The organism is uncultured Maribacter sp., from assembly GCF_963977385.1.
Lineage (GTDB): Bacteria > Bacteroidota > Bacteroidia > Flavobacteriales > Flavobacteriaceae > Maribacter.
The window spans coordinates 108,048-120,288 of sequence record NZ_CAXBOU010000003.1 but is presented as its reverse complement, the minus strand read 5'-3'; the positions used below and the strand labels follow the sequence as shown (position 1 = coordinate 120,288).

Annotated in this window: 11 protein-coding genes; 3 read left to right on the top strand and 8 right to left on the bottom strand. The window is 35.3% G+C overall.

The annotated features are described in order from the left end of the window. Positions 1 to 3 precede the first annotated feature (3 nt). Positions 4 to 1,599, top strand: coding sequence for a SusD/RagB family nutrient-binding outer membrane lipoprotein (locus tag AAC084_RS05895; protein ID WP_339838192.1), 1,596 nt, complete (start codon positions 4 to 6; stop codon positions 1,597 to 1,599). A 129-nt stretch (positions 1,600 to 1,728) separates the two neighbouring features. Here the strand turns inward: AAC084_RS05895 and AAC084_RS05890 are convergent, their stop codons facing one another. Then, the gene (locus tag AAC084_RS05890; RefSeq protein ID WP_339838189.1) at positions 1,729 to 2,505 is read right to left on the bottom strand and encodes an alpha/beta hydrolase; all 777 of its coding nucleotides are present in this window, start codon (positions 2,503 to 2,505) and stop codon (positions 1,729 to 1,731) included. 223 nt (positions 2,506 to 2,728) lie between these two features. Here AAC084_RS05890 and AAC084_RS05885 point away from each other — a divergent pair, with 223 nt between their 5' ends. Further along, the gene (locus AAC084_RS05885) at positions 2,729 to 2,920 is read left to right on the top strand and encodes a hypothetical protein (RefSeq protein WP_339838186.1); all 192 of its coding nucleotides are present in this window, start codon (positions 2,729 to 2,731) and stop codon (positions 2,918 to 2,920) included. On the opposite strand, the gene pyrF is transcribed toward AAC084_RS05885, so the two are convergent. The 6 genes from pyrF to AAC084_RS05855 form a co-directional block, all read right to left on the bottom strand. Beyond that, positions 2,912 to 3,733, bottom strand: a complete 822-nt coding sequence (pyrF, locus tag AAC084_RS05880; protein ID WP_339838183.1) for an orotidine-5'-phosphate decarboxylase — start codon at positions 3,731 to 3,733, stop codon at positions 2,912 to 2,914. The genes AAC084_RS05885 and pyrF overlap by 9 nt on opposite strands. A 3-nt stretch (positions 3,734 to 3,736) precedes the next feature. Next, positions 3,737 to 4,813 carry a peptide chain release factor 1 gene (prfA, locus tag AAC084_RS05875; protein ID WP_339838181.1) on the bottom strand — a complete coding sequence of 359 codons (1,077 nt, stop codon included), beginning with the start codon at positions 4,811 to 4,813 and terminating at the stop codon, positions 3,737 to 3,739. Between the two features lie 113 nt (positions 4,814 to 4,926). Next, a complete protein-coding gene (locus AAC084_RS05870) occupies positions 4,927 to 5,880 on the bottom strand; it encodes an FAD:protein FMN transferase (protein WP_339838178.1) in 954 nt (317 codons plus the stop codon). Positions 5,881 to 5,993: 113 nt separating this feature from the next. Continuing rightward, positions 5,994 to 6,437 carry a Rieske 2Fe-2S domain-containing protein gene (locus AAC084_RS05865; protein ID WP_339838175.1) on the bottom strand — a complete coding sequence of 148 codons (444 nt, stop codon included), beginning with the start codon at positions 6,435 to 6,437 and terminating at the stop codon, positions 5,994 to 5,996. Positions 6,438 to 6,488: 51 nt separating this feature from the next. Further along, positions 6,489 to 7,667 (bottom strand): AIR synthase related protein, encoded by a 1,179-nt coding sequence (locus AAC084_RS05860; RefSeq protein WP_339838172.1) that lies wholly within the window; start codon positions 7,665 to 7,667, stop codon positions 6,489 to 6,491. A gap of 94 nt (positions 7,668 to 7,761) precedes the next feature. After that, the gene (locus AAC084_RS05855; RefSeq protein WP_339838169.1) at positions 7,762 to 9,948 is read right to left on the bottom strand and encodes a glutamine synthetase III; all 2,187 of its coding nucleotides are present in this window, start codon (positions 9,946 to 9,948) and stop codon (positions 7,762 to 7,764) included. Between the two features lie 191 nt (positions 9,949 to 10,139). Between AAC084_RS05855 and AAC084_RS05850 the strand changes: the two genes are divergently transcribed. Then, a complete protein-coding gene (locus AAC084_RS05850) occupies positions 10,140 to 11,156 on the top strand; it encodes a glutamine synthetase beta-grasp domain-containing protein (RefSeq protein ID WP_339838166.1) in 1,017 nt (338 codons plus the stop codon). A 97-nt stretch (positions 11,157 to 11,253) separates the two neighbouring features. Here AAC084_RS05850 and AAC084_RS05845 read toward each other — a convergent pair whose 3' ends face one another. Continuing rightward, positions 11,254 to 12,192, bottom strand: a complete 939-nt coding sequence (locus AAC084_RS05845; protein ID WP_339838163.1) for a calcium/sodium antiporter — start codon at positions 12,190 to 12,192, stop codon at positions 11,254 to 11,256. Positions 12,193 to 12,241 lie beyond the last annotated feature (49 nt).

Here is a 12,241-nt window from a genome sequence, read left to right as displayed (position 1 = left end):
AAAATGAAAAATAAATTAATCATATTATGCATGTCATTATTGGTTTCAGGATTCTATTCCTGCGATGATGGCTTAGAGGAATTAAACAACAATCCAAATGAACCTGAGGTTGTACCTACCAATAATATTTTTGCATACTCTACAAAGAGATTTACAGATTTCAGTAGAGATGCATTTAATACAGGTAGGTTAACCTTACCATGGATGCAGTATTGGGGACAAACTGCCTATGCAGATGAAGATCGTTACCTATACAGAGAAACGGCTGCTCAAAGTATTTACCAAAATACGTATTTAGTAGCGACCGATTTAAAAGCGATTTTAGATCAGAATACAGATCCTGAAACTAGAGATGGCGCAGCTGCTTACGGTAACAACGATAATCAAATTGCAGCGTCGAGAATCATGTTATCATACATGTTTTATGAACTAACCAATTTCTTTGGTGATGTTCCTTATTACTCATATGGTTCTGAAAATGAAAGTTTTCAAGCATTATCTGTAAACAATAGTTCCTCTCCAGTATTTGCATCTCAAGAAGATATATATGCTGACATCTTGAAGGAATTAAGAGAATCAGCTGACATGATCAATCCTGATGAACCTGCTTTCATTAGTGGTGACAACATCTTTAATGGTGATGCCGAAAAATGGAGAAGGTTTGCTAATTCTTTAAGAATGAGAGTTGCTAATAATCTTAGAGGAGTTGATTTAGCTTCAGCCAATGCAGAAATAGATGACGCGATTTCTGATGGTGTAATGTTATCTAATGATGATAATGCTGCACAAACTTATGCTACTGCAGATGATAATGCTTCTCCTTTATGGATTGCACATATCACTAGAACTGATTTTGCTGTTGCAGCTCCGTTTGTACAATTATTGAAAGGTGAAAAAGGCAATTTTGGTCCGGATCCTAGATTATTTGAAATGGCCGCACCAATAAGTGCTTCTATCGATGAAGTTAAGACGGGTACGTATACAAGAAGTGAAGATTATGATGATTACATAGGTATACCTTATGCATTCAGAAATACAAACTTCTTAGACCGTACAACTTACTCATTTATGAGTAGTACAGTACTTAAACCAGATTACAAAGAAGTATTGATGGAGTACGCGGAAGTACAGTTCATAATTTCAGAACGTAATGGTTTCTCTCAAGAGAACTATATAAATGGAGTTACGGCATCTATGGAAAGATGGGGAGTTGCATCGGCTGACATTACTAGTTTTGTAGCTAACCTTCCAGCAGCATCTCAAGAAACTGTTTTAAATCAGAAATATGTGGCCTCGTACATGCAAGCACATCAAGCATATGCAGATTATAGAAGAACCGGTTTCCCAAACACTGTAGTATTACCAGGTGAAACTATTCAATTACCTGCAGAGCAGATTGCTGGTTTAGCACCAGACAACAGAGTTGAATCGTATGTATTCGAAGCAGGACCTGTTGATCCTTCTGTTACTGAAATACCTTTCAGATTAAGGTATCCTCAAATTCTACAAACTTTAAACGGAACAAACCGTAGCGCAGCAGCAGCTAAATTACCTAACGGTGATTTAATTACCAGCAAGCTATTTTGGGACGTAAACTAATAGTATAATCATAGTTGAGTTGATTGTAAAAGGCCGGTCTTCACCGGCCTTTTACTATTTTATATCTTATATAAATTTAATATATTCTAAGCAAATATTTAACCAAAAGATTTTAAGACTGATGTTTTATTAACCCTTTAAATATTCTATAACTTCCTTATTAAAGAATTTTGGCTGCTCCACATTCACCACATGACCGCAATCTTCTACAACCAATAATTCTGAATTTTGATGAAGCTTTACAATCTTTCGAATACTCGGCAGAAATAAATAATCTTCTTCACCCATTACGTAAAGCGTAGGGATTTTAATATCCGCAGCCCTAAAAAACCGAAGTAACGGGTTTATCTCTGAAGTAAGTTTAAACCATCGAATGAATTCTTTTTGATAAAGCTTTTTAGCCTCTCTCACAAAAAGAGAACGAGATTCCTTATGGTTTTTATTAGGCATTATTATGAATGCAAAAAATTTATACAACCATAAATAAGGAATAACAGTTTTGAAAATGATACCAAGCTTCATGAGAATTTGAGACCGCAAGTTTAATTTCATAATAGCACCGCCCATTACCATACTCTCTACCCTTTCTGGATACATTTCAGCTAAATTACGTATCAAAATAGTACCTAGAGAAATACCTACAAAATGAGATTTCTTTATATTTTCAAAATCAATAACCTCAACGATATCATTTGTAATGACATCAAATGTATATTTTTCATCAAATACGTTTTTGAGGTTAGGCTTCGAATTGCCATGCCCCCGTAAATCTAAGAGCAACACATTAAAATGCTTTTTAAACTCACGAATCTGTTTAAACCATATAGAAGAACTGCCACCTGCACCGTGTACAAAAGTGACCCAGACTGTAGAAACGCTATGTTTATATGTAATATAATGAAGCAATTTTAGGTTCCTTTTTAGTTAGTTAATTTACAATGTATCGATTCTTTTTTACATTCTAATTAGCATAATAAAAAATTGCCAAAAATGTACGTGTTTTTAAAGTTTCCACTACGTTATTGTTAAAATAAAGACATATTACCTAATAATTAGATGTATAGCTCATAATAGAAACATCCAAAACCTGAATCTCAACGTATATTTGTAAGAACTAAATAAAAGTATTATGGAAAAGCAGTATTGTAAAGTAGGAACAGTGAAACCGATAGCAGCAAATGCTGATATTATAACCTTATTAGAATATCAATATGAAAATTTTATTGATAAAGCTTCTAACATGCAATCTAATACACATTTAGGTGAATTTTTTGAACAAAAGGCTCAAAAGATTAAAAAAATACTAGAGAATTTAGTATAGTCTAGACATTTCTTTTTCCATTTCTACTTGTAGCTCCTTAGCTTTAAGGTTAGCAGCTTCTGCATAATCTTGTTGATTGGAGGCGTAAATAATTCCACGAGAAGAATTGACTAATAGTCCAATATCTTTAGTCATTCCATACGTACAAACATCTTTTAAGCTTCCGCCCTGGGCACCTACACCAGGCACTAACAAGAAGCTATTAGGTACAATTTCTCGAATTTCCTTAAGATATTCAGCCTTTGTAGCACCTACAACATACATTAATTTCTCAGAACCCTTGTAGGTTGTGGAAATTGACAACACCTCTTTATAAAGCTCTTGACCATCTATCATTTTTGTTTGAAAATCGAATGCCCCTTCATTTGAAGTCAGTGCTAATAAAATGGTATGTTTGTCCTTGAACTCTAAAAAAGGTTCAACAGAATCTCTTCCCATATAGGGAGCTATTGTAATCGAATCAAAATTAAGGTCTTCAAAAAATGCTTTCGCATATCTTGTTGATGTATTCCCTATATCACCTCTTTTAGCATCAGCAATCGTAAAAATTTCGGGATAATCTTTATTTAAGTATTCTATCGTTTTTCTAAGCGAAGACCAACCTTTCACTCCATAAGCCTCATAAAATGCAATATTGGGCTTATAAGCTACACACAAATTATGTGTAGCATCAATTATCGCCTTATTAAAAGCAAAAATTGGATCTTCCTCTTCTAATAAGAACTGTGGAATTTTCTCTAAATCGGTATCAAGACCAATACATAGAAATGATTTTTTTTTATGAATTTCCGCTACTAAATCTTGAGTCGTCATAATTTAAAAAATCTCAGAGGCTTCCCTCAGTTTCTCAGTATTTTCAACAAGACTCAATTCATCGATTATTTTTTGAACATCTCCATCTATTATATTCGACAAGTCATACAACGTAAGTCCAATTCGGTGATCGGTAACCCTACCTTGTGGGTAATTGTAAGTTCTAATTTTAGCTGAACGGTCACCACTACTTACCTGAGAATTTCTCTTTGCGGCATCTGCCTCCTGTTTTTTGGCCAACTCCATATCATACAACCTAGATCGCAAAACCTTAAAAGCCTTATCCTTATTCTTGTGTTGCGATTTCTGATCTTGACATTGCGCCACTAAACCTGTCGGTATGTGTGTTAAACGTACTGCAGAGTACGTTGTATTCACAGATTGCCCACCTGGTCCAGATGAACAAAAGAAATCGATTCTCACATCTTTAGGATCAATTTGAACATCAAAATCCTCAGCTTCAGGCAGTACCATTACTGTCGCGGCACTTGTATGCACTCTACCTTGTGTCTCTGTTTGGGGTACACGCTGCACACGGTGAACACCCGCTTCAAATTTTAAGGTGCCATAAACATCGGTACCTGTAACTTCAAATTGAATTTCCTTATACCCACCACTAGTACCTTCACTAAGGTCAATGACATTAGTTTTCCATCCTTTAGATTCACAATATTTTGTATACATTCTAAAGAGATCCCCTGCAAAAATACTCGCTTCGTCACCACCTGTTCCTGCGCGTATTTCAACTACAACATTCTTGGCATCTTCAGGATCTTTCGGAATCAACATTAGTTTTATTTCCTCTTCTAATTTAGGTAGACCTGATTTAGCTTCTTCCATCTGCATTTTTGCCATTTCTAGCATTTCCGCATCACTACCATCGGAAATAATTTCCTCTGCCTCGGCCATATTATTAGTAAGTTCCAAGTATTCCTCACGCTTTCCCATTAAATCCTTCAGATCCTTATACTCTTTTGTGAGTTTTACATAACGCTCTTGGTCAGTAATTATATCTGGCTGAATTATAAGGTCTGAAACCTCATCAAAACGTTGTTTTACGATGTTTAACTTGTCTATCATATGCTTACTTCACTTGTAAAGCAAATTTACGATAAATTTACAGACGCCATAAAGAGTTTATATGGGTAACACTTAAAATATAATTTCTAGTAAAAAGGTTTTAAGACAACCTACTAATTAAATATAATGCCATTACTTTTATACATTTTATTGGCATTATTAACGATAATTACTTCTGTATCGCCCAATTGATTTATCAATGCTAAGCCAGCATCTAAACCCATCACAAAGATTGATGTCGCTAAGGCATCTGAAATTTCAGCACTTTTAGCAAAAACCGACACACTATTTATACCTGTGGATGGATAACCAGTTTTAGGGTTTAAAACATGAGTATATTTCTTGTCATTCACTATCATAAAATCAGCATCGCCACCAGAAGTTGCAACTGAGGATTCTAAAATAGGAATCCAAGAAAATAGACCTCCTTGCCGTTCAGGATTGACAACCCCAATAAGCCACTTTTCGCCAGTAGCCTTTGTACCCCAAGTTGTTATATCTCCTCCAATATTTATAATCCCTGCCTTAACTTCTTTTGACACCAACAAAGCCTTTGCTTTATCTGCCGCAAAGCCCTTACCTATACCACCAAAAGATATACGCATACCTTTCTTATTCAAATAAACAGTTTGATCTTTACTATTCAGAATAATATTACCAAACCCAGTTTTAGAAACAGCATCTTTAACCTTAACTTTATTAGGTAATGTAGTCATAGAACCATCGAACTTCCAAATATCCTCTAAGGCTGTGTACGTAATATCAAAAGCACCATCTGTTATTTCTGAAATTTTTATACACCTTTCTATAAGTCGATAAAGTTCCCAACTAACAGGAACAGGCTTTATTCCTGCATTTTTATTTATAAGACTGGTTTCAGAGGCATCATCCCAAGAGGATATTAATTTTTCAATTCTTTGAACTTCAGCTAAAGCCTCGTGTATATAAATATAACCCAACTCCTCATCGACAGAGATTACAGTAATATCAAAGCTACCCCCCATGACCTCAAATGTTTTTTGAACTGTCACGTACTTCTCTTCTTGACCGAACACAATGCAGGTCATGAGGCAGAAAATTAAGGCAATAATTTTTTTCACTTACTTTCTCTATTTAGAGATAAACATTGATATAAAGAATAATAAGTTAGGTTGGTGTTAATGTAATTGAGGCGGAAAATTTATTCGTAAACTCTTAATATAGAACCTTCAAGAGAGGTATTATATATTTTTAAAGCTTTTGAAGTACTATTCGGAATCTCATTTAAAGGTGTGCCATTTTGTGAAAATCTAGAACCATGTACATCACAGTAAAAAATACCACCATCTTGATTTACAAAACGAACTTGATCGTATTGCTCATGGCTACAAATTTGAGTAGCTGCAACAAACTCACCTTCTAAATTCTTAACTACTACAACAAGATTCTTTAAAATGAATCCGCCATTGTTAGCCAATTTTGCTGCTTCAGAAGAAGTAAGGTCAATGGTAAAATCTACATCGGTAGGTGGTGTAACTATATCCCCTTCGACTTCACTATCTTTTGAACAGCTTCCTAAACAAGGAAATGTTATTGCAAAAGCTGCACCAGCACCCAGAGTTCGTAAAAATTTCTTTCTTTCCATAGCAAAATAGGTATATAATCAAGAACGATATATTTACGCTATTCGTATGTATTAATACACAAAGGTTCCGTAGTTACCTGAAATTGTTAGTTTTTTTGAATCTGATGCTTCCACTCTACCAACAATTTGGGCATCTACACCAAAACTATTAGCTATTTCAATGATATCGTCCGCAATTTCTTCTGGCAGATAAAATTCTAATCGATGACCGCAATTAAACACTTTATACATTTCTTTCCAATCGGTACCAGATTGTTCTTGTATCAATTTAAAAAGTGGCGGCACTTCGAATAAATTATCTTTCACCACATGTAATTCATCTATAAAATGTAAAATTTTAGTTTGCGCTCCTCCGCTGCAATGAATCATCCCGTGAATATCATCAGCATTATATTTTGACAATATTTTTTTAACAATTGGCGCGTAAGTTCTTGTTGGAGAAAGCACCAACTTACCTGCATTTATTGGAGAATCCTCAATCTTATCGGTCAACCTCACATTACCTGAATAAACCAAATCTTTCGGGACTTCTGCATCGAAACTCTCTGGAAATTTGTCGGCCAAATAATTCGAAAACACATCATGGCGAGCAGAAGTAAGTCCGTTACTTCCCATACCTCCATTATATTCCTTTTCGTAGTTAGCCTGACCAAAGGAAGCCAAACCAACGATAACATCACCAGCTTTTATATTTGCATTATCAATAACATCAGACCTTTTCAATCTTGCTGTCACTGTTGAATCAACGATTATAGTTCTTACTAAATCACCAACATCAGCAGTTTCCCCACCAGTTGAATGAATCGTTATTCCGAATTCACCTAAATCTTTTATTAATTCTTCGGTTCCATTTATAATGGCAGATAATACTTCACCAGGTATTTTATTTTTATTTCTCCCGATAGTAGAAGAAAGCATAATATTATCTGTAGCGCCAACACATATTAAATCATCGATATTCATAATCAATGCATCTTGGGCAATCCCTTTCCACACCGAAATATCTCCAGTTTCTTTCCAATACATATAAGCTAAAGAAGATTTTGTACCTGCACCATCCGCATGCATGATTAAGCAATATTCTTCATCTCCTGTAAGGTAATCAGGAACTATTTTACAAAAAGCCTTTGGAAAAAGACCTTTATCGATATTCTTAATTGCATTGTGCACGTCTTCCTTTGAGGCAGAAACCCCTCGTTGCTGATATCTTTCACTGCTCGATGTGGACATAACTTAATATTTGTGGCAAAAATAAGAGAATCATTAAAACTGCGCCCTCTCAATCGATTAATATTCCCTTAATTTTCTAGAATAAAAAATGTGTTTACTTTATGAATAACAATTCTCTGTATTTGGTCAATGGCCATAATTGATTATCCATTAATTTTTCAAGCTTATCGCTATGCAGCCTTATTTCTGAGAAATATGGCTTCACATTATTACAATAGGCTTCCGCTTTCTTTTTAGTGTCTTTTAAAGCATTCGCTTTTTTACGGGCATCGACCATCGCATCGACCATCTTCTTTATACCAACAATATGTTCAGCAATTTCCTCAATCATCGTTAATTGACCCTCAGAGAATTTTTTATGTGCAGCACCGTAAATTTCCTTTAATCCAGCGACATTTTTAATCAATGTATTTTGATATGCTATAGCGGCAGGCATAATATAACCATATACCAGTTCATTATAAACTCTACCTTCTATTTGCACATGCATAATATAATTTTCTAAATCTACTTCTTGGCGTGCACGTACCTCAATCTCGCTCATCACTTTCATAGCTTGAAAAAGCGCTAAACTTTCCTTTGATGTTAATATGTTAAGAGCTTCAGGCGTATTTTTATTGTTACTCAATTTTCGTCGTTTGGCCTCACTTTCCCATTCTGAACTATAACCATCACCATCAAAACGTATTCGCTTTGATGATTTAATATATTCTCGTAGTACGTTGAAAACTGCTTCATCTTTTTTCAAGCTTTTCTTATCTATCAATACATCAACCTCCTTTTTAAAATCTTTTAGCTGTTTGGCAACTATGGTATTCAAAATCGTCATTGGTTTTGCACAGTTCGTTTTCGCCCCTACCCCACGCATTTCAAATTTATTACCGGTAAATGCAAAAGGTGATGTTCTATTACGATCGGTATTATCCATCAAAATCTCAGGAATTTTACCGACAACATTTAACTTCAATTCGGTTTTCTCCTCTGGTGATAATTTTCCTTTCGATACTCCTTCAAGCTCATCTAACACACTACTTAATTGCGAACCGACAAAAATTGAAAAAATGGCCGGTGGCGCCTCATTCGCACCTAATCGATAATCATTCCCCGGTGATGCAATTGAAGAGCGCAAAAGCTCCTCATACGTATCCACCGCTTTAATTGTATTGATAAAAAAAGTTAAGAACTGTAAATTTTTCATGGGTGTAGAACCCGGACTAAGTAGATTAACACCCGTATCAGTTGCCAAAGACCAGTTATTGTGTTTTCCCGAACCATTGATACCTGCAAATGGTTTTTCATGAAACAACACCATAAAATGATGTTTATCTGCAATTTTGTCCATAACATCCATTAATAATAGATTATGGTCAATCGCGAGGTTCGCCTCTTCAAAAACAGGTGCTAACTCAAACTGATTTGGAGCTACTTCATTATGCCTTGTCTTAACTGGTATACCCAATTTGGTACATTCTTTTTCCAAATCGCTCATAAAACTAAGCACACGACTTGGTATCACTCCGAAATAATGATCATCTAACTGCTGACCCTTTGCAGGTGTTTCACCCACCAAAGTGCGTCCGGTCATCATAATATCTGGTCTAGATTGTGCGAGAGCCTTATCTATTAAGAAATATTCTTGCTCCCAGCCTAAAGTTGCATTTACTTTTGAAACATTTTTATCAAAATATTTTGCCACCGCTGTAGCTGCATCATCAACTGCGCTTAATGCCCTTAATAATGGGGCCTTATTATCTAATGCTTCACCCGTATATGACACAAAAATGGTAGGTATACATAATGTAGTGCCATAAATAAAAGCAGGTGATGAAGGATCCCATGCCGTATAACCACGGGCTTCAAATGTATTTCTAATTCCCCCACTTGGAAAACTAGAGGCATCTGGTTCTTGCTGAACTAACTGACCACCACCAAATTTCTCTAATGCAGTACCGTCTGGTAATAAATCAAAAAAGGCATCGTGTTTTTCGGCTGTTGCCCCAGTTAATGGCTGAAACCAATGGGTATAATGAGTTGCTCCCATGGTTATAGCCCAACCTTTTATAGCTTCAGCAACTTGGTCTGCTATTTTTCGGTCTATTTTAGAACCAGATACCATCGCTCCTTTTAAGCTTTCTAAAGCATCTTTGGTAAGATACTGTAACATCTTTTTCTCATTGAAAACATTAATTCCGAATAGCTCAGAACGTCTTCCTTTTTCCTCAATAGCGATACTTTTTCTTTTCTGACTTTCAATTATTGCAGCGAATCTTGGTGATTTCATAGGTATATGCATTATTAATTTGCCAAAATTACGTTCTATAAATATAAATATGGCAAAATACCCGATAAAAAACAGGGGTAGATAACAGTTTATTTAATTTTTAAAGATTTGCCCCCTTAAAAATTCAAACCAAATCATAAAAAACATATTTTTGCTTGTCTTTTATTCAAAAAAAATATAATAATTATATTATGAGCAAAACAAAATTAGAATACATCTGGTTAGATGGATATTTTCCAACCCAAAACATGAGAAGTAAGACCAAAGTGGTTAATGACTTTGGTGGTAAATTAGAAGATTGCGAAATGTGGTCTTTTGACGGAAGTTCAACACGACAAGCTGAAGGTGGTTCTTCTGACTGTTTGCTTAAGCCGGTTGCTATTTTTCCAGATCCTGCAAGAAAGGACGGATTCTTAGTAATGACCGAAGTTTTAAATGCAGATGGTACTCCGCACGTATCTAACGGAAGAGCTACCATAGAGGATGAAGACAATGATTTTTGGTTCGGTTTTGAGCAAGAATACTTTATCATGGATACCAAAACACAATTACCTTTAGGTTTCCCTATTGGTGGTTATCCTGCTCCACAAGGAATGTACTACTGTTCTGTTGGAGGATTACATACGCACGGAAGAGATTTAGTTGAAGAGCACGCTGATCTTTGTATTGCTGCCGGACTTAACTTTGAAGGGATTAACCAAGAGGTAGCTTCAGGACAATGGGAATTTCAATTGTTCGCTAAAGGCGCTAAATTAGCTGGTGACGAAATGTGGGTTGCACGTTATTTACTAGATCGTTTAACAGAACAATATGGTTATTATATTGAATACCACCCAAAACCATTAGGTAAGGAATTGGACTGGAACGGTTCTGGTATGCACGCAAACTTCTCTAACACTACTTTAAGAACTTGTGGTTCTAAAGAAATTTATGAAAAAATTTGTGAAGCTTTCAGACCAGTTGTTAAAGAACACATCTCTGTTTACGGTGAGTTTAATGACCAACGTTTAACAGGCCTTCACGAAACTGCTTCAATTACAGATTTCAGTTATGGTATTTCTGATAGGGGTGCTTCAATTAGAATTCCTATCATTACCGTTCAAAAAGGATGGAAAGGCTATTTAGAAGACAGAAGACCAGCTTCAAACGGAGATCCTTATAAAATTGCTGGTAGAATTATTAAAACAGTTAAATCGGCTAAGATTTAATACCAAATTAATTGTTGATTATACTCAAAACGCCTTGGATTACTCCAAGGCGTTTTTTTTTGCTAACAACTTTAGTATTATAAAATTTCTTTGTTTTTTATCCGATAGTAACATAAATGAAGGATAGGTAAACACTTATCAAAACAAGTCCATCTCTCCACCCCAATCTTAACCCTTTAGGTATAAACACTAAAGGAAGAATAAGAAAGGAGATCCCCAGCATCCAAAAGATATCATTTGTCAAGAGCCCCTGATCCATAACAGTTATAGGGGTAATTATAGAGGTAATTCCTAGTACAGCCAGCAAATTAAAGATGTTGGAACCTATTAAGTTTCCTAATGAAATTGCTTTTTCTTTCTTAATCACAGCAATTATAGATGCCGCTAATTCAGGAATACTTGTACCAATTGAAACAATGGTGATTGCAATTACACGTTCGCTTACACCAAACACAGTAGCCATACCAACTGCACCGTTAATCAATAATTCAGATCCGCCCCAAAGAGCACCACCTCCCAAACCTAAAAACAATGCCGTTTTATATGTAGGCAACATTACATCGGGTTCATCTTCTTCATCTATAACTGCAGGCTTCTGAAAACGGAGCAAATACACTAAGAATAGAAAAAGGCATACCACCATAACAATACCTTCGTATTGCTCTAAAACTCCATCAAAATATATAAAAAAGAAAAAGAGTAATGAGGCTAACATCATTACTGGCCAATCTGTTGTATAAAAACTTTTACTTACATCAATTGGGCTTAACAAAATTGTAATCGCCAATACCAATCCTAAATTGGCAATATTAGACCCTACTACATTACCCAAGGCTAAATCTGGAAAACCATCTAATGCAGCATTTATACTAACAATTAATTCTGGTGCCGAGGTAGCGAAAGAAACGACCGTCATACCTATGACAATCTTCGGAATTTTTAATTTTAGGGATAAATCTACTGCAGCTTTTAAAAGCCAATTACCACCGGCTATCAATAAAAAAAGTCCGCCAAGTATAAATAGAAAGTTCTGCATCAAAAGAATTTTCACAAATATAAATAGAAGAAATCTGTTGATCGGCAAC

Excerpts from the sequence above, each read along its gene's own strand:
- prfA (WP_339838181.1), bottom strand. The coding sequence starts at position 4,813 with ATGATAGACAAGTTAAACATCGTAAAACAACGTTTTGATGAGGTTTCA.
- AAC084_RS05845 (WP_339838163.1), bottom strand. The coding sequence starts at position 12,192 with ATGCAGAACTTTCTATTTATACTTGGCGGACTTTTTTTATTGATAGCC.
- AAC084_RS05855 (WP_339838169.1), bottom strand. The coding sequence starts at position 9,948 with ATGAAATCACCAAGATTCGCTGCAATAATTGAAAGTCAGAAAAGAAAA.
- AAC084_RS05865 (WP_339838175.1), bottom strand. The coding sequence starts at position 6,437 with ATGGAAAGAAAGAAATTTTTACGAACTCTGGGTGCTGGTGCAGCTTTT.
- AAC084_RS05860 (WP_339838172.1), bottom strand. The coding sequence starts at position 7,667 with ATGTCCACATCGAGCAGTGAAAGATATCAGCAACGAGGGGTTTCTGCC.
- AAC084_RS05895 (WP_339838192.1), top strand. The coding sequence starts at position 4 with ATGAAAAATAAATTAATCATATTATGCATGTCATTATTGGTTTCAGGA.
- pyrF (WP_339838183.1), bottom strand. The coding sequence starts at position 3,733 with ATGACGACTCAAGATTTAGTAGCGGAAATTCATAAAAAAAAATCATTT.
- AAC084_RS05870 (WP_339838178.1), bottom strand. The coding sequence starts at position 5,880 with ATGACCTGCATTGTGTTCGGTCAAGAAGAGAAGTACGTGACAGTTCAA.
- AAC084_RS05850 (WP_339838166.1), top strand. The coding sequence starts at position 10,140 with ATGAGCAAAACAAAATTAGAATACATCTGGTTAGATGGATATTTTCCA.
- AAC084_RS05885 (WP_339838186.1), top strand. The coding sequence starts at position 2,729 with ATGGAAAAGCAGTATTGTAAAGTAGGAACAGTGAAACCGATAGCAGCA.